This window comes from Bilifractor sp. LCP21S3_F8 (assembly GCF_052117805.1).
Lineage (GTDB): Bacteria > Bacillota > Clostridia > Lachnospirales > Lachnospiraceae > Bilifractor.
Window position 1 is genome coordinate 1 of sequence record NZ_JBQKIK010000033.1, and the last position, 18,572, is coordinate 18,572.

The following is an 18,572-nucleotide window of genomic DNA, read 5'->3' on the forward strand; positions in this document are numbered from 1 at the left end:
ACTTGGCTAATTCATCCCTTTTTACTGTTTTAAAGGATCGTAATCAATTCATGTATCGTTCATCTGAACGTTACATTCATGAATACTCATCGATCGTTCAAACAAAAATTTATAAAACTTCATTTGAATTTTCGAGGATGTGTTTTACTGTTCAGTTGTCAATGTTCATAACGGGATCACAACCCTTTCGCATTCTGCTACAGTGTTCCGATCCAGCGGAGATGAAGAGATTTGAACTCTTGCGCCGCTATTAACGACCTACTCCCTTTCCAGGGGAGCCCCTTCGGCCAGCTTGGGTACATCTCCATTCTGCTCGAATATCTCGACCATTTAAATTGTACTGCAATGCCGCGTTAATATTTCTCGCGCGAACAAATGATATGTTAGCACAACACATTTGTTTTGGCAAGCACTTTTTTCATTATTTTCATTTTCTTTTCTTTTTCCCAGGATCAAACGAAACATCCAACTCCTTTCTTTTTGCAGAGTACCGCGTCCACAGCACGCGAAACGGCGCATGGGCGTGGGGGAATGCCAAAACAAATCTTAAACGATTTTTATTAGTAGAGATACGTATTGGAAGATACCTCTTCCAGAACCTTAGCGGCTGTTTTACCGGTCTCTCAGATACAGCTTCGGGTCCGATCAACCGGCACATAATCCGGAATATCCGTTCCCGCATACCTGCTGATAAACGACGCCAGAATATGTCCGGTGAGCCCCCAGATTACTCCCATTTCGGTTCTGTAGAAATATACCAGGTGTTTTTTCGAATGCCACGGGTAATTTTTTCCATCGGGAATCAATTCAAAGGGAAAATCCTCGGATGGCTGCGTAACAACGTGTGCAACATAGGTTTCTGGTTTGTGCTCCCGGAACCAGTCAAGCGGAACCGTAAAGGTATGATCCACTTCATCGCCGGACCAGGTATTCTGATAATCACGAAGGACTCCTACCACTGGCCACACCGGGGCACCTGCCGGGCCCATTACTCCGTCCATCTCTCCAAGAATCTCAATCTGGCTGCTTCCGACCAGAAGTTCTTCCTTTGTCTCCCTGACCGCCGCCTGCACTGCATTTTCTCCTTTTTCAAACCGCCCTCCCGGTAAGCAGATTTCTCCCGGCTGTGCATGAAGAGAGGAAGCTCTTTTCTCAAACAAAATTCTGACCTCGCCGTTTTCTTCAAGCAACGGAATCAGGACAGCCGAAGTCTGCCGCATCGGATATTCGGGATATCCCGGAGTTCGGCCAAGAAATCTGTCCCGTATTCTTTTCTCTTCCTGTATGATCATGTTTTCATCCTCTCTGATCATGTTCTCATTCTCTTTGATCACATTTTCCTCCACTATTTTCTTCCCGGCAGTGTTTGTACCGGAAATGCCACGGGTACACAGTCTGTCTGATCCGGAATTTATATCACGCTATACAGGAAACATCGCCGTCATATGATCCGAACTCAATAACCGTGTAAAAATGGTATAAGCCCGGAAGCTATGTGCCTCCGGGCTTATAAGCGCAGCGTGAGGGATTCGAACCCCCGTGCCGTTTCCAGCAAACGGTTTTCAAGACCGCCTCGTTATGACCGCTTCGATAACGCTGCCTGCAAAATATGTATGACCTGCCGTTTCTCAACGACAGATCATACTATACCATACGATTTTGTATATTTCAACGGATATTTCTGCAATTCAGGTTTTTTTCTCCAAAAAACGCTCGGCAATATCCAGATCTTCCGGTGTAGTGATCTTTATATTAAAGTAATCTCCCTGGAATACATGCACGTCGCTGTTGCCCATCTCCTCCAGAACCATGGCGTCATCGGTGATTCCATCCTTATCAAACATCTGAAGGGTATCGTATGCCTTCCGGATCAGATCATATCGAAAAATCTGCGGAGTCTGCACACTCCAAACCTTTGTCCGGATCGGGGTTTCCGATACAACCCCTTTCTCATTCACAATCTTGATGGTGTCCTTTGCCTGCACCGCACACACAGCGGTACCGAACTGACGCGCCGTCTGATATCCCCGTTCAATGATGTCTCCCGTAACAAAGGGACGGACGCCGTCATGTATAAAAACGTAATCCGCATCCACGCAGGCAAGCAGGCCGGCATAAACGGACTCGTAGCGCTCCGCCCCTCCGATCACCAGCCTGGATACCTTTGTGTATCCGTATTTCTCTACGATATTTTTCCGGACATAATCTGTCGTATCTTTTCCAACAACCAGAATGATCTCATCGATTCTCTGAGAATTCTGAAACACGTCCAGCGTATATGCCAGCAGAGGTCTTCCCTTAAGTTCCAGGAACTGTTTGGATACCTTTCCGCCCATCCTCCTGCCGCTCCCGGCGGCAACGATCACAGCCGTGCATTTTTCCAGATTTGCAGCCATATGATCTCCCCTCTACGTGCGGGACTGCACATTTTTTTACATTCTTCTCTTGTCCGTGCGGGACTGCACATTTTTACATTTTTCTCTTGTTCGTGCGGGACTGCACGTTTTTTTACATTCTTCCATTGTCCGTGCAGGCTGCGTGTGTTCAGTGCTTTTTCCTTCGCCCGTGCGTCTTGCATGACTCCAGTTCACTGTTCCCCACCTGTGCGGGCTACATGTCTTCAATGTTTATTCATCTTTCCCCGAGCTTGAGATTTGGCACGGCATTCAGATCCCATCCGCTTCTCGCGCCCTTCCGGAATTCATAATATCCGGCAACCGCGATCATTGCCGCATTGTCCGTACAATATACGGGAGACGGACGGTAAAACTTCATCCCGTTCTCAGCACATGCCTTCTCCATCGCTGCACGAAGCGCGGAGTTTGACGCCACACCGCCGGCTATCGCAAACTTTTTCACATGGTAATCCCGGGCGCCTCGCATAGCTGTGTCCACCAGGGAATCCACAACCGCCTGCTGAAACGAGGCCGCGACATCCGCCTGATTCCACTCCTGATGCATCATCGTACACTTGTTCAGATAATTCAGCACTGCGGATTTCAGGCCGCTGAAGCTGAAATCATAGTCTGTCATTTCCTGATTTCCCCTGGCAAAGGTAAGGGAAGTCTTTCCCGTATCTATGACATGAGATCTCGGGAATTCAATAGCGTGCGGATTTCCTTCCTTTGACACCTTATCAATCTTCGGCCCTCCCGGATACCCGAGGCCGATGGCTCTTGCCACCTTGTCAAATGCCTCGCCGGCTGCATCGTCTCTCGTCCTGCCGAGGATCTCGAATTCCCCGTAATCCTTCACGATGACAAGATGCGTATGTCCCCCGGAGATAATCTCGCACATAAACGGCGGTTCCAGGTCCGGATGCTCAATATAATTAGCACTGACATGCCCTTCGATGTGATGCACGCCGACCAGTGGAATTTTTTTCGCATAGGCGATTGCTTTTGCCTCCGCCACGCCTACCAGGAGCGCCCCCACAAGACCAGGTCCGTACGTCACAGCAATTGCACTGATATCGTCCAGTGTCACCCCCGCATTCTTCAGTGCGAGACGAATAACCTGATTAATTTTCTCGATATGCTTCCGGGACGCAATCTCCGGGACTACGCCTCCGTATATGGTGTGGAGATCAATCTGTGAGGAAATCACATTTGACAGGACCTCCCGCCCGTTTCTGACAACAGCTGCGGCGGTCTCGTCACAGGAGCTTTCAATTCCAAGGATCAATGTATCTGACATATTCTTCTCCGTCATTTTCAATGTCCGGACCGGCAGCCCGGGTTACTGGTTATTCCTCATCAAATTTCAGTTCTGCCGTTTTTCCGTCCTTTCCGAGCTCTGTCCGCGGAAAAACCTTCTGTACCTCTTTAATATACCACTCCGGATGCACCATGGACGGGGAAAAATGTGTAAGCCACATTTCTCCGGGATCCGCCTCTGCGGCGAGAGCAGCCGCCTCATACATTGTCATGTGCTTATGCTCCCTGGCCTTCTGTTCTTTTTCCGGTTCTCCGTACATTCCCTCCAGAATCATCAAATCCGATCCCTCTCCGTGCTCCGCGATCTGTTTTACTGGTCTGGTGTCTGTGCAGTACGTTACCTTGAGTCCCCTTCGCGGAGGTCCCAGAACCATGTCCGGCGTGTAAACGGTGCCGTCCTCCTCCATCGTCTCGCCCTTCTGCAGAGGATTCCAGAACTTCAGCGGTATGTTTGCCGCTTTTGCCCTTGCCGCGTCAAACCTGCCTGCCCGTAGAATTTCTACGTTGTATCCGTAGCAGATCATATTGTGCTGAACTCGAAAAGCCGTGATACGGTAGCCGTGCAGCTCAAAAACCTGCTCCGGTTCAGTAATCTCAATCATTTCTATTTCAAACGGAAGTTCGGGCGCGATGACCCTCAATCCGCCGATGACCCGGTGCAGTCCCTTCGGTCCGATCAGCGTCAGCGGTTCCGTTCTGTCCGCATTGGCCATTGCAAGAAGGATTCCCGGCAGACCGCTGATGTGATCCGCGTGAAAATGCGTGAAACAGATGATATCGATCGGCTTAAAGCTCCATCCGTTCTCCTTCATCGAGATCTGTGTTCCTTCGCCACAGTCGATCAGCAGACAGCTTCCGTTATATCTCGTAAGCAGAGACGTCAGCCAACGTTTCGGAAGCGGCATCATCCCGCCGGTGCCCAGCAGACAAACATCTAACATGTAATAACCTCTTTTTCTGTAAAATCTGTATGTTAATGTACCACAACCCTTACGTTTTGCCAACGCAAGATTATTCTGCGTGGAAAAAAACATGTCCTGATTGCTCGAAGAGAAGCAGAACGAGATAAAACACGCGGCGCGAGTTTTATCTCGCTATCGCGACGCTCGCGTAAAAAATATGAGCACCTGTGTGACACGCAAGTGACACTTAGGTGCTCATAGCAAATAATTGCAGTTTACAATGTCAGTTCTCTTCCGTGACGCCTATGCGCACGGAGATTCTCAGCAAGTTCTCATGCCTCGCTAGCGGGATGCCACAAACGGTATAAGCTACAAATTGCTCCGTGCTCCACACCCGCACTCCTATAAATATTCGGATCTCACGCCTAAGCACTTCATCCTCAGCGGATGGCATCCTTCATGCTTTTTACATAGCTGTAGATATATGGTGCGGCATCTTCTCCATACTTTGCCACAAGCCTGACAATTGCGCTCCCGACAATGACACCGTCCGCAATGGATGCCATTTCCTTCGCCTGCTCCGGCGTATTGATTCCGAACCCGATGGCCGCCGGAATCTCCGTGACCTCTTTGATATGTCCGAGAATGGAACCGAGATCTGTCGTGATCTTCGATCTTACCCCGGTGACTCCCATGGACGATACAACGTAGATAAAGCCGCGCGCCTCGCCGGCAATCGTCCGGATTCTCTCCTCTGATGTCGGAGCAATCATGGAAATCACGTCGACGCCGTGCTTCGCGGCGATATCCGCGCACTCTCCCTTTTCTTCATATGGCATATCCGGGATGATGATTCCACTAATCCCGACCTCTTCACAGCGGTTAAAAAATCTCTCATATCCGTAATAGAATACGATGTTCAGGTATGTCATGAATACAAGAGGCATATCTGTTTCTTTTCTCAGATCCTCCACCATATCAAAGACCGTATCCGTAGTGGTTCCTGCCTCCAGAGACCGGAGATCCGCTTCCTGTATCACGACACCTTCCGCGATCGGATCCGAAAACGGAATGCCGATTTCGATCAGATCTGCTCCTGCCTTTTCCATCGTCAGGATAAATTCCTTCGTTTTTTCGATGGATGGGTCGCCCGCGGTGATAAATGGGATGAATGCCTTACCGTTTTTAAATGCGTCTGCTATTTTTTTACTCATCGATATCCACTCCTCTGTACTTTGCAATAGATGCCACATCCTTGTCACCGCGTCCGGACAGGCAGATAATGATGATCTGATCCTTGTCCATGGTCGGAGCAAGCTTTCTCGCATAGGCCACCGCGTGTGCACTCTCAACGGCAGGGATGATTCCCTCCGTACGTGAGAGGTACTCAAAGGCATCCACCGCCTCATCATCGGTCACCGGAACATAATCGGCACGTCCGATACTTTTCAGATACGCATGCTCCGGCCCGATTCCAGGATAATCAAGGCCTGCGGAAATCGAATACACCTTATCGATCTGTCCGTAATCATTCTGGCAGAACAGCGATTTCATTCCGTGGAAGACGCCGAGCTTTCCGACTGCCATAGTTGCCGCCGTTTCTCCTGTGTCCACACCTCTTCCTGCGGCCTCGCAGCCGATCAGTCTGACACCTTCATCCGGTATGAAGTTATAGAAGGCACCGATTGCGTTGGATCCTCCGCCGACGCAGGCCATCACGACATCGGGAAGGCGTCCTTCCTTCTCCAGAATCTGTTCCCTTGCTTCCTTTGAGATAACCGACTGGAAATCACGGACGATGGTCGGGAACGGATGCGGTCCCATGCAGGACCCGAGCACATAATGCGTATCTTCCACACGGCCGGCCCATTCGCGCATTGCTTCGTTAACAGCATCCTTCAGTACCATCGAGCCGCTTTTTACATGATGAACCTTCGCACCGAGAAGCTCCATCCGGTAGACGTTCAGCTTCTGCCTCTGGCAGTCGAGCTCTCCCATGAAGACCTCGCACTCCATGCCAAGCAGCGCGGCTACGGTAGCTGTCGCCACTCCGTGCTGTCCGGCTCCGGTCTCTGCAATGACCCTTGTTTTTCCCATCTTCTTCGCGAGAAGCACCTGTCCCAGGCAGTTGTTGATCTTGTGGGCTCCCGTGTGGTTCAGATCTTCTCTTTTCAGATAGATCTTTGCTCCTCCGAGGTCCTTCGTCATTTTCTCCGCATAATAGAGGCGGGATGGACGGCCCGCATAATTCTTCATCAGCGAATCCAGTTCCGCCACGAATTCCGGATCATTCTTGTAATGGTTGTAAGCCTTCTCAAGATGAATCAGTTCATTCATCAGTGTTTCCGGAACATATTGTCCTCCAAATTCACCAAATCTTCCGTTTTGATTTGTCATTTTTTCCTCCAGTTCATAATATGAATATCATATGGTCGTTTCCTGAATAATCTTGCCCGCAGATCCACGCAGCAGCCGGCAAAATCTATCCCGACGGATCTACACTGTGACCTGTTGGTTAATTACGCTTTGTAATCTTCTGTAAAATCTACCCCAACGGATCTGCGCAGCAGCCGGTGCTGTCCTGCCTTCGCAGATTCTCAATTGCCCGGCGGATTTTTTCCGGGTCCTTTACCCGGTCCGTCTCCACGCCGCTGCTCAGATCCAGGCAATATGGCCGAAACCGTTCCGCTGCCTCGCGGATGTTTTCCGGTGTGATGCCGCCGGCCAGAAAAAACGGCCTGCCGATATCCCGAATCAGCTTCCAGTCAAATCGCTGTCCGGTTCCGGCTCCGCTGTCGAGCAGCACATAATCCGCGATACTTGCCTTTGCGCGAAGCATGTCCCTCTCCGACGAAATCTTGAACGCCTTGATCACAGGCACCAGGGTATCCTGAAAAATCATGACCTTCCGCAGCTGCCGGATGTAATATTCGTCCTCGTCTCCATGCAGCTGAACAGCATTGATAATTCCTCTTTTCAGGTATTCCGCGATATACTCATAGGGCTCATTCACAAAAACGCCACAGGCCGTGATCGAGGGATCCAGCATAGCCCGAAGCTCCGCCGCCTGTTCCATCGGGATGTACCTCCAGAAACGGGAGGTACAGATGAAACCGATCGCATCCGGTCTCCAGCGGTTCGCCGCCCGGATATCCTCTTTCCTGCGCATTCCGCAGATTTTTATCTTGTACTGTTCCTTCCGCTGTTCCTTGCGCTCTTCCTTCAAATTTTCCTCCGTATACGTGTACTTCTTTCCAATTGTTGCCGTAGACTCCCTTATTTCAACAATGGAGAAATGTTCCTGACTTTCGAATATATTCTTGTCTATCGAATATATTCCTGTTTTTCGATTACACCCTGGTCTTTTCCACGGTTTCTCGTTTTCTGACGGTGCATTCACGGCGAAGAAGGTCAAGCTCTGCTTTCTTGTCCGGGCTGCGCATCAGAGTCTCCCCGATCAGCACGGCATCGGTGCCATTACGGAATAGTTCTCCGACATCCTCCGGGGTCCGGATCCCGCTCTCGGACACATAGAGAACGCCTTCCGGTATCCGGTCTCTGAGCCTTACAGAGTTCCGGACATCAACCGTAAAATCCTTCAGATTCCGGTTATTTACGCCGATGATCCGCGCTCCCGCGCGCACCGCCGTCTCAACCTCCTGTTCGTCGTGCGCTTCCACAAGCGCAGAGAGCCCAAGCTCCTCCGCGATCTCCCGGAATTCCCGGATCTGCTCCTCGCTCAGGATGGCACATATCAGAAGTACCGCTGAGGCTCCCATCACTCTGGCCTGCCAGATCATATAAGGATCAACGGTGAAATCCTTTCGAAGAACCGGTATGTGCACCTCAGCAGCGATGTCTTCCAGATACCTGTCACTGCCCAGAAAATAATCCGTCTCTGTCAGACAGGATATCGCGGACGCGCCCGCCGCCTCGTACTCTCTTGCGATTTTCAGATACGGAAAATCCGGCGCGATCAGTCCTTTTGACGGCGACGCCTTTTTGACCTCACAGATGAAGGACATCCCCGGTCGCGCCAGTGCCGCCTCAAAGGGGAATCCGCTATCCGCGTTCATGGACTCCGCCCGACGGCGAAGTTCCTCCGGAGGAATCTTTTTCTTTTGTTCCCGGATGCGGTTTCCTGTGGCTTCCGCCAGATCGTCTAATATCATATCATGTATCCTCCCTGTCCAGGCTGTTTCCCGATGCCGTGTGGCTCTTATATATCATATATCTTCCCTATCCCGGTTGCTTTTTGAATCCGCGTTGTTTTATTCATTGGATTCCCGGATATAAGCATCCAGAATTTTTTCTGCGCTCCCATTATCAATCTGTTCTGCGGCCTTCCGGATTCCCTCTTCGATGCTGTCAGCTTTTCCCGCGACATAGATTGCGGCTCCGGCATTCAGAAGCACCGCGTTTCTCTTTGTTCCCTGAATCTTTCCGCTCAGAATCTCCCTTGTGATGCGCGCGTTTTCCTCTGCAGTGCCTCCCACAAGCTCCTCCTTTTTGCCGCGTTCCAGGCCGAACTGTTCCGGTGTGATGACCATCGACCTGTAGTATCCGTCACGGAGCTCACAGATTGTGGTCGGAGCGCTTGCGGAGATCTCATCCAGACGATCCTGTCCGTACACGACGAGTGCGCGTTTTACACCGAGTTTATCCAGCACCTTGGCAATCGGTTCCACCAGATACTCATCGTACACGCCGAGGAGGAAGTACTCCGGATTTGCCGGATTCGTTAGCGGCCCAAGAATATTAAATACAGTCCGGATGCCAAGCTCCTTGCGGATGTCTCCCACATATTTCATGGCTGTGTGATATTTCTGGGCGAAAAGGAAACACACTCCCACATCCTTCAAAAGCCGCAGCGCCTTCTCCGGATCCTGATTGATATTTGCTCCGAGCGCTTCCTGGCAGTCTGCAGTTCCGGAAAGTGAGGAAGCCGCGCGGTTTCCGTGCTTCGCGACCTTTACCCCGGCTGCCGCAATGACAAAGGCGCTCGTTGTGGATATATTAAAGGTATGGGACTTGTCGCCGCCTGTTCCCACAATCTCGAGGACCTCCATCCCGGGATGTCTGACCGGAGTCGCGTGTTCTCTCATTGCCTGCGCACATCCGGAAATCTCATCGATCGTTTCTGCCTTTGCGGATTTTGTGGATAGTGCGGCAAGAAAAGCAGCATTCTGGGTCTGCGTCGTCTTTCCGCTCATGATCTCATTCATTACGGTGTATGCTTCGTCATAGGTAAGATCCTGTTTGTCTACAATTTTTTCAATAGCTTCTTTGATCATTTTCGTTCCTCCTGTCCGACTGCACTATTCTTCACTTCTCTATGCCGCTCTGCTGTTCTTTGCTTTTCTATCTGGTTCCGCTATTCTTCGTATCTTTATGCCGTTTTGTTAATCTTCGCCCTGTTCCTTTGCAGCGATTCCACTGCTTGTCAGAAAATTGCGAAGCATCTGTTTTCCCTCCGGCGTCATAATCGATTCCGGGTGAAACTGCAATCCGTAAATTTTTCTTCCGATATCTGCTACTGCCATAACCTCCCCGTCGTCGGCCCTTGCGATTTCCCTGAGATGCGGCGGAAGCGTGTTCTCGATAACTGCCAGCGAATGATACCGCCCGACGGTCACCTCCTCCGGAAGCCCTGTAAAAATCGGTGCCGTCACGTCAAGCTTCACCCGGGACTGTTTACCGTGCATCAATTGTTTCGCATAAGAGATCACGGCGCCTGATGCTTCACAGATCGCCTGATGTCCGAGACACACCCCGAGGATCGGCACCTCTCCGCCCATCTTTCTCACAACCTCTTCGCAGACACCGGCATCCTTCGGCTTCCCGGGTCCCGGTGACAGGATGATGCAGTCCGGCTTCATGTCTCTGATTTCCCCGACGGTTTTTTCATTATTCCGAATCACCTGAATATCCGAATTCAGAGCGCCAATCAGCTGGTAAAGGTTATAAGAAAAACTATCGTAATTATCAATTAACAGAATCATTCTTCTTCCTCCGCTTTCTCAAGAGCCTCTACAACAGCCCTTGCCTTGTTCCGGCATTCCTGATATTCCTTCTCGGGTACACTGTCTGCCACGATTCCGGCACCGGAGCGAACGAATACCTTCCCGTTCCGCTTATAAGCCAGTCGGATAGCGATGCAGACATCCAGGTTCCCCGTGAAATCCACATACCCGATTGCGCCGCCGTATATCCCTCTTTTGTCATGTTCCAGCTCATTGATCAGCTCGCAGGCCCGGAATTTCGGGGCTCCGGAGAGCGTCCCTGCCGGAAGCACGGAATCTACCGCATCAACAGCCTGCCTGTCATCGCGAAGCTGTCCCTTTACCGCCGAGCCGATGTGCATGACGTGAGAATACTTCTCAATGCACATATATTTTTCGACCTCTACGGTTCCAAATTTACATAACCTTCCAAGATCATTCCGCCCGAGGTCCACCAGCATGTTGTGCTCCGCCCGCTCTTTTTCATCGGAAAGAAGTTCCTTTTCAAGGCGCTGATCTTCCTGATCGTCGCGTCCTCTCGGCCGTGTTCCCGCCAGAGGAAATGTACGGATTTCCCCGTTTTCCACTTTCACGAGCGTTTCCGGAGAAGCGCCGGCAATTTCCACATCATCACCGGAAAAATAAAACATATAGGGGGACGGGTTTGTCGTTCTCAGAACACGATACGTATTCAGCAGGCTTCCCTCATATGCCGCCTTCATTGGATTTGAAAATACAAGCTGAAAAATATCCCCCTCCCGGATGTAATGTTTTATTTTTTCCACCTTCCCGGTGAACTCCTCTAAGGAGAGCTTCGGCTTCAGCGGCTCAAGCAGATGTCCCGCAGGCACTTTCTTCGGCTTTCCGTTCCGGATGATGTTCTCCATTTCATCGAGCTGCAGAATTGCCTTATTGTAATCGGTTTCCATGCACTCCGTGTGGATGTTGACAATCAGGAGAATCTTCTGGCGGAAATTATCATAGCAGATCAGCTTGTCAAACAGCATCAGGTTCACATCATCAAACCTGTCCTCATCCGGCGCGTCCAGCTTCAGCTCCGGTTCTCCGTACTGTATATAATCGTAGGAAAAATAGCCCACCAGTCCACCGGTCAATGTGGGAAGCCCGGGAATCCGGGGTGATCTGTTTTCATGAATAATCTGTTTGATGTAGATGCCAGGGTGAGCGGTCTCCATCCTGATTTTGCCCCCGGCATTCACGGTCAGGATATGATCCTTACAGGAAATCTCCATCGACGGATCAAATCCAAGGAACGTGTATCTGCCCCACTGACGGCTGTCCTCTACACTTTCCAGAAGAAAACAGTGCGTACTGACATTCTGCAGAGCTCTCAAAGTTTCCACCGGGGTCCGGATGTCAGAGAGAATCTCTCTCGTCACCGGAATTCGCTTGTAATCACCGGATGATGCAATCCTCTTCACTTCTTCGAACGATGTCTGCTTCATAACCTTCCCTCCGTAATCAAATTCCCTGATACCGCTTACGCATGCACCGAGTCGTTTACACCAGGTTGCATGCCCCAGGTCTCCTTCAATTTTTTCGCCGCACACGAATACTTCGCATTCGGCTGCGGCTCACTGTTCGCGTAAATAATAAACCCGCCCTTGACAGATTTTCTTCTGTCAAGGGCGGGTATAATCGTACAGTTTCGATTCCCGTGGTGCCACCTTGTATTTGTGTTTCCACACACTCATGAGATACCATCATATCTCCGGCATGTAACGTATGCCCTGCGTCAGAAGCTACTTATACCATAACCAGTTTTCATAATCCCGGTATTTTCACCCTGCCCTCAGTGGTCCATTTACGGATCAGCGTCCTGCCCGGCTCGCACCTCCCCGGACTCTCTGTGAGTGCCCCTTCCGCTTTATCTCCACTTCATCGGTTTAAACTGATGTAGTCTTAAATTATGTTGATATTAAACCACGTTTCACAGCTTCTGTCAAGAAAACTTTCTGAGAAATCCGCACCAAATTCGCATCTGAAATTCGTGCATTGCCGGCCTGTAATGCGCACGATTTTCCCACCTGATTTTTCGCTTTTAAAGCAAGGGTGATAAAGCTCTCGACTTTTCAGTTACCTCGCGGTTTCCCTGTGGTATTCACGCACCCAGCCGCCCAGCAGGGAGTTTACATCTCCTTCCGGCTTGTCCACCTTCAGGTCCCTGATCTCAGAAGCCAGTGATTCTCTGGTCCCCGTATCCGCCTTCAGATCATCCGCCAGCCTTTCAAAGGCTTCTTCTCCTTTTGCCAGATAAACAGAGCAGAGATAGTTTTCCAGTGTTTCCTTGGAATGAATACTGTTATAGGCTTCTCTCAGACATTCGACCGCTTCATCCATCTCGAAGAGTCTCGCATATGTGACTCCCATATTGTTGTATACCGTCCCGAGAAACTGCTCGCCGAGTCCTTCCATGTCTTTCATCGCAAGGATCCTCTTGTAGTCCTCGATTGCCTTCGTATATTTCCCGTAACCCACCAGAGAATCGGCCCGCAGACGCAGTCTCTCCGGTCCCGGCAGCTTCCGGTTGGCCTCGAGAGTTTTCTCAAAATTCTCACGATCCTGTACATAAATCCATCCCGTCTCGGCGTTCAGCGCGTGCAGTATTCTTCCAAGCGTCTGCACTCCTTCTCTGCGAATTCTCTCCAGAGACCTCACAAAATTACGGTCCTCCAGCTCCTCTCCAATCCATCCGATCAGGGCATCGTCAAAAAAATCCTCTTCGACCAGAGCCAGATTGTGGTCTGCAAAATAGCAGAGCTCCTCGATCGAATAGATATTCAGGTCAATGTCACGAATATAAAAAGGATGTTCCGCCCTCTTTACCTGACATAACACAGCCATGCTCATTCGTCTCACTCCTCCAGAATCTCACGCCAGACTTTCCCGGTTGCCGGATACATGTCTCCGAATCCCAGGTCTTCTACTTCGATGACACAGCGTTTTGCAGATTCACATGTCAGGTGAATTCGAAGACGGGTCGTCCCGTCCGGACGGTCATCGAGCTCCGGCAGCTGCATCACCGACACCTTCTGATCATTCTCATCCATGCGGTTGATCAAAAATCGAAGCTCATGCTCCTTGCCGATCAGAATGATCTCACAGACCTTGTCCGCCTCATACCAGTTTACTCCCGCGGCGATCAGAGGATAATAGGTCTCCCTCCCCTGAATGTTCATCTTCATGCCGATATTATTGCGGATGATATCATCCCCAAGATACAGACAGTCCGGGAATTTTCGCTGAACAACCTTCTCCCGTGCCGTATAACAGGCGCCTCTCGCATATAGGTTGTCAACCACAAACACTTTCCGTCCCGCCCGGCACAGCAGTGCAATGGATCGACCCGCCCACGCACGGTCAAAAGTATCGCCCATCAGGAAGATACAGGAATACATATTCTGCCGCAGCGACGCATTGATCATATTATAGAACTGCTCATCCCAGAGACTTCTGTCCTGTTTCAGGCAGATCGTTATCCCCTCTTCCATTGTAAAAGTCACCGGCCTGGTCTGCGGATTCATATTCATCGACAGAAAAGATACCTTTTCCTCCTCAAAAATAAAAAATCCAACATTCCGGTTCCAGAGCTCTCTCTTCTGATAAATCGTGTGATAAAAACAACTCTCCTTATAATCCTGAAGAAAGGCGCGTGCCTTTGCGAGGCCAAGCTCCCGGTAGATTGATTTCACCAGATGCACCACCGGGCGGGTCAGGACAGGAACCGTGATCGTGATGCCCGCAATCTGTGACTCCGGATCACTCAGACCAAGTGTGTACAGTGCCTTCCTCATGGTCTCCGCGGCCTTCTGCTCAAGCTCGTTTCTCCGGCGGTCCCTCTCCTCTTCGTCCGGAAAATCATGAACCAGATTTTCGATTCCGTCGAGAATCTCCCGGAAGGAGACCATGTCATTTCCGACCTTCATCGGCGCGGTGACCGTATTTTCTTTCTCACGTTCGTAGTAACAGATCTGCGGCTGATTTCGATTGAGATCTATCCCTACAATCAATTCTCTTGCGCTCATCTGCTCCCCCTCAATTCATCAGCTTCAGCAGCAGCTGATCCTGCCGTTCTGCTCTGATAACTTTGCATCTGTTCCTCCTCAATCCATCAGCTTCAGGAACCGGTTGACAAAGCATTCCTGTCGCAGATACTGTTCCTCCGCTTCCCGCAGTTTTCCGTCATCTCCCTGATCCCGTGCCTCAAGCATGCGGTTGAGAAGCCGGAACTTCGTTGCGCCGGAAGTGTCCATGTCTACAAGAGAAACCTCATAGGTATCGGAATCGCTGATTTTTCCATCGTCCATGACACTCATGTAATAACGCAGGCTCTCTCCATAGAACAGAAGAAACTCCTTCACAAAAATGCCGTGGTAGACATTATTCATCGGCTCGCTGATCCATTCTGTCTGTTCGCCGTCCTGTTCCTTCAGCTGATAATGAAGAATTACCCGGCTTCCCGGCCGGAACTGATCCTGGACAAACACCTTATCCTCGATCTGATATGCCTGAATCAGCCGCTTCGGAAGCTTGTGATAGAATTCGAAACGGAGCCCCTTCTCATCCATCTGCTTCAGCAATACACCGGCTCTCTCCATCCGTTTTGCATCCAGGGAATCCAGGGTAGAATAATACCGTAAAAGAGCCAGCTTGCAGATCGTATAATCGACCTCTCCGCGGTCCATTGCATTTTCCATTGTGACAATCTCCGACTCAGATATCGCGCGTCCCCCGAGGAAATAATAATCCGAAAGATAGGACAGAAACGCCGCCGTTACCTCCGGTCTTCCCTGCTGACGGACGTAATCACAAAGAATTTTTCCCTCGTCGTCCGGGAACTGATGCGTCCGGATTGACTGCAGCAGGATCCGCTCGTCGAGGCTGAGCGTCTCCAGCTGAAATCCCTTCAGCTTTCTCCAGAGTCTGCACAGATTCCGGACAGAGCCCCGGTAATGATCCCGGAGATAACTCAGCATGACCTCATCGTATTTTTCCTTTTTAAATACATACTCAGTCAGCTGCAGCAGCTTCTCCCCGTCCTCTCCGTCACCGAGAATCAGCCGGCTGGACAGACGCAGCAGGAGCCTTGTGGGTACACCCTCACATCCGAATTCGGATATCACATGAAAGGCTTCCTCATATCTGCCCTCGCGGATCAGAAGCACAATTGTGCTCACTTTATCCGCCTCCGCATAACGATCGATTTCCTCCTCACTCATGTTCCGCGGAAGAACCTCTTCATCGGGATGCGCCATGTCATATTCCAGAAGCTTCCTCCGCAGAATTTTGCGGTACTCATCGGTAAACGCCTCATCTGTCACTGCCATCCGGTAAGCAGAAACCGTGCGGCTGTTGACGTCCATCTGAAACGCCTTCTCCCGGCAGATGGAAAGCTCAGCCCCAGGATGACTCACGCCCTGCTCCAGAATCGCATGCGCACTGTCCCTGGCGTCCATCAGCCTCGTTACTTCAAAAGGAATGGTTGTCGCGTACCTCCGATGATGCACATCCTCCATGAGCACAGCGGCATCATCGGTATAAATCCGGGGATAAGCCACCCCGTCCTTCACTGTCGCCGTTTCCTCTTCTTTCAGTGCGTAATGACTCACCACCACCTGCCGCACCATCGGATCCGTGACCGTGACCTTATGTACAAACAGAACATTCCCGAGCAGCTCCGCGATCTCCGGCGATTCCGGTTTCCGAAAATACTGCTGGTAAAGAACCGCGTAATTTTCGTTCATGCGTCCCTTTCGCAGAGATTCCATCGCGAAAGTCCGGATATAACGCCCATAGTTCAGAAAACTGGTATCGTCTTCCTCCCGGTTCAGTACGATACTGGCATAGAGCAGTGCACGTTTCTTCTCCGCAAGCTCGGTATTTGTCGCAAAATACATCAGGATCTGCTGTGGAAGTCTCTCCCCCGCCGGCTTGTGATAAGTCTCCATATAATATTCGTAGAGCCTTGTAATACGGAGATCATGAAGCACAGCCTTCTCATACCACGGAAAACAGCGCGAATCCACCGGATTTCCCTTGATCAGCAGCTTGCAGATCGCCTCAAGAACCGCATCGTTCGGATATTTTTGGTACCCGGCAGAAAGGATCCGGTACAACGGCCGGTTAAAGTTCTTCTCGTTATCGCTCAGAAAAGCAGTTCTCTGAAGCAGTCCCTCGGTGATAAAATTGTGCTTCAGGCCGAAATTCAGAACCTGAATCATGAACGGTGAAAGTCTGCGCAGGAGAGACTCCTCCCTCGCCAGAAGGTTCCACGCATCCAGATACAAAAAAGGGCTCATAGATCCGGCGTTGAAGCAGTCCTCATATTCCTGCATACGGTCCGCCGAATTTATGATCTCTGTGTTCTCTTCCTGATGGCAAAGTTTCAGCAGAAGATAGCTTCCCGGATTCTTCCGGTAGTATTTTGCAAGAAGCGGAAGAATGTCACGCTTCTCCTCAGGCAGCAGTCCCACCTCCTTTGCCAGCGAGAGATAAATCCCCTTCTCCTCGCTGTTCGCGGGGCTGACCCGGCCGTCTTTCATCGGCCACAGCCGCTCCATTGCCTTACCATTGTCGTCTCTGGAAAACTCCAGATAGGCAGCATAAAGAATTGCGGCCGAATCGTCTGGATTCTCCTCGAGCATCTCATGCACCGTCATGGAAGATGACTCCAGCCAGCTGCGGTAATCCAGCTTGTGAAGCTGAAGGCTCAGAAAATCTCTCATCAGCCAGGCGACCTTCCTGCTCCGAACTGCAGATGGAAGGATCTCCGACTCCTCTTTTCGGGATGCCTCAACAATATATTCGAGATTCTGGTGAACACTGCGGATCCGGATTTTTCCAAACGATTTTCCCTCACCGAGTCTGTCACTGTGGACAACATATTCCAGTCCGTAGACCTTCCCGATAAAGTCCTCGGTGGTAATCACCTTTTTCGTCACCTCGAGGAAATCGCCCTCCACCTCAACCTCAAGCCGGATGTATCCCCATGTATTGCGATAGACATACAATGTATCCTTCTGAGATACATCCAGGTGATATACTGCCTTCTGCTGCTTATCGAGAGTGATCTCGATTGGCTCCTTCTTGCCGGTCGAGACGAGAAATTCCTCAAGATGCTGGTAGGTAACCGGATTGTGTGACATCCCGCGGTACAGTCCCAGATACTGCCGGTTGTTCCCGTTCAGGATTCTCGCAAATCCCGGATCCGTAAACATCAGAAATCCCTCCCTAAGACTTTTCTGGCAAAGCCTGGAGAAATCATCCAGTGTCCGGACCTCCGATTCTTCTCCATCTCCCGGAACATCCACGATCTCCGCGTACACAGGATATTCTTTCTCGGCAATATTGCTGCTGACCAGGATACTGCCCCGGATACTCTGACCGGAGAGCAGCCCTTTGGTAATCACAAGGAAGCTGATCTCACAGTCCTCTCCCTCAAATTCCGTTGTCAGAAGATGAATCCTGTAATCCTCCGACAATACGCTTCCCCGGATGGTACTGCCGTCCGATGCGCAGACATGAAGGGTCCCTCTGCGGACCTCTCCCTCTCCTACTACAATACGATATTCTTCTTCAGAGAAAACCAGCTTCGGAAGATCATACACGAACCCGGCTTCAATTACTCCGTCCTTATTCTTCAATACTCCCACCTTATCTTAAGCGGACACACGTCATGCCGCCACGATGTTCCCTGGCTCAGCGCGCATATACGATCTTTTCTGTCAAATCGAACGTATATTACGCACTGTCTCAGCACATTTACGATACTCTCTGACTCATCAAACATATACGTTTCTTTCTGACCCGGACAGCACATACGCTTGACGAATATCCGCATTCGAATTAAACTTAGTTCCGAATGAGAACGCCTTTTGGAGTCTCATCCACATTGAAGTATACAACATCCACAGAACCTGCGCAATGTTCTG

The 18,572-nt window shown here is 50.5% G+C and carries 14 protein-coding genes and 2 tRNA genes; all 16 read right to left on the reverse strand.

Annotated features, from left to right (window positions below):
- Nucleotides 1-216 precede the first annotated feature (216 nt).
- Nucleotides 217-306: transfer RNA gene (locus tag ACTQ3A_RS12290), tRNA-Ser, on the reverse strand.
- 317 nt (nucleotides 307-623) lie between these two features.
- Nucleotides 624-1,334, reverse strand: a complete 711-nt coding sequence (locus ACTQ3A_RS12295; RefSeq protein ID WP_441475905.1) for an NUDIX hydrolase — start codon at nucleotides 1,332-1,334, stop codon at nucleotides 624-626.
- A gap of 180 nt (nucleotides 1,335-1,514) precedes the next feature.
- Nucleotides 1,515-1,600 (reverse strand) — tRNA-Ser (locus ACTQ3A_RS12300).
- 88 nt (nucleotides 1,601-1,688) lie between these two features.
- Nucleotides 1,689-2,396, reverse strand: coding sequence for a 2-C-methyl-D-erythritol 4-phosphate cytidylyltransferase (ispD, locus tag ACTQ3A_RS12305; protein ID WP_441494984.1), 708 nt, complete (start codon nucleotides 2,394-2,396; stop codon nucleotides 1,689-1,691).
- A 235-nt stretch (nucleotides 2,397-2,631) separates the two neighbouring features.
- Nucleotides 2,632-3,711 (reverse strand): tRNA (adenosine(37)-N6)-threonylcarbamoyltransferase complex transferase subunit TsaD, encoded by a 1,080-nt coding sequence (gene tsaD / locus ACTQ3A_RS12310; RefSeq protein WP_441494985.1) that lies wholly within the window; start codon nucleotides 3,709-3,711, stop codon nucleotides 2,632-2,634.
- 34 nt (nucleotides 3,712-3,745) lie between these two features.
- Nucleotides 3,746-4,657, reverse strand: coding sequence for a ribonuclease Z (locus tag ACTQ3A_RS12315; RefSeq protein ID WP_441494986.1), 912 nt, complete (start codon nucleotides 4,655-4,657; stop codon nucleotides 3,746-3,748).
- A gap of 401 nt (nucleotides 4,658-5,058) precedes the next feature.
- Nucleotides 5,059-5,832: a tryptophan synthase subunit alpha gene (gene trpA / locus ACTQ3A_RS12320; RefSeq protein ID WP_441099775.1), complete on the reverse strand. Its 774-nt coding sequence runs from the start codon at nucleotides 5,830-5,832 to the stop codon at nucleotides 5,059-5,061.
- On the reverse strand, nucleotides 5,825-7,015 hold the full coding sequence (trpB, locus tag ACTQ3A_RS12325; RefSeq protein ID WP_441494987.1) for a tryptophan synthase subunit beta: 1,191 nt from the start codon (nucleotides 7,013-7,015) through the stop codon (nucleotides 5,825-5,827). Before trpB ends, trpA begins: the two co-directional genes overlap by 8 nt.
- A 148-nt stretch (nucleotides 7,016-7,163) precedes the next feature.
- Nucleotides 7,164-7,844, reverse strand: a complete 681-nt coding sequence (locus ACTQ3A_RS12330) for a phosphoribosylanthranilate isomerase (protein ID WP_441494988.1) — start codon at nucleotides 7,842-7,844, stop codon at nucleotides 7,164-7,166.
- Nucleotides 7,845-7,968: 124 nt separating this feature from the next.
- Nucleotides 7,969-8,790 (reverse strand): indole-3-glycerol phosphate synthase TrpC, encoded by an 822-nt coding sequence (gene trpC, locus ACTQ3A_RS12335; RefSeq protein ID WP_441494989.1) that lies wholly within the window; start codon nucleotides 8,788-8,790, stop codon nucleotides 7,969-7,971.
- 99 nt (nucleotides 8,791-8,889) lie between these two features.
- Nucleotides 8,890-9,912: an anthranilate phosphoribosyltransferase gene (gene trpD / locus ACTQ3A_RS12340; protein ID WP_441494990.1), complete on the reverse strand. Its 1,023-nt coding sequence runs from the start codon at nucleotides 9,910-9,912 to the stop codon at nucleotides 8,890-8,892.
- Nucleotides 9,913-10,020: 108 nt separating this feature from the next.
- Entirely contained in the window at nucleotides 10,021-10,620 is a 600-nt protein-coding gene (locus ACTQ3A_RS12345; RefSeq protein WP_441494991.1) for an anthranilate synthase component II, read from the reverse strand.
- On the reverse strand, nucleotides 10,617-12,086 hold the full coding sequence (gene trpE / locus ACTQ3A_RS12350; protein ID WP_441099782.1) for an anthranilate synthase component I: 1,470 nt from the start codon (nucleotides 12,084-12,086) through the stop codon (nucleotides 10,617-10,619). The genes ACTQ3A_RS12345 and trpE overlap by 4 nt, the downstream gene beginning before the upstream one ends.
- Nucleotides 12,087-12,717: 631 nt before the next feature.
- Nucleotides 12,718-13,491 (reverse strand): hypothetical protein, encoded by a 774-nt coding sequence (locus ACTQ3A_RS12355; RefSeq protein WP_441494992.1) that lies wholly within the window; start codon nucleotides 13,489-13,491, stop codon nucleotides 12,718-12,720.
- 5 nt (nucleotides 13,492-13,496) lie between these two features.
- Nucleotides 13,497-14,666 (reverse strand): DUF5716 family protein, encoded by a 1,170-nt coding sequence (locus ACTQ3A_RS12360; RefSeq protein WP_441099784.1) that lies wholly within the window; start codon nucleotides 14,664-14,666, stop codon nucleotides 13,497-13,499.
- A 78-nt stretch (nucleotides 14,667-14,744) separates the two neighbouring features.
- On the reverse strand, nucleotides 14,745-18,284 hold the full coding sequence (locus ACTQ3A_RS12365) for a DUF5717 family protein (RefSeq protein WP_441099785.1): 3,540 nt from the start codon (nucleotides 18,282-18,284) through the stop codon (nucleotides 14,745-14,747).
- Nucleotides 18,285-18,572: the final 288 nt, after the last annotated feature.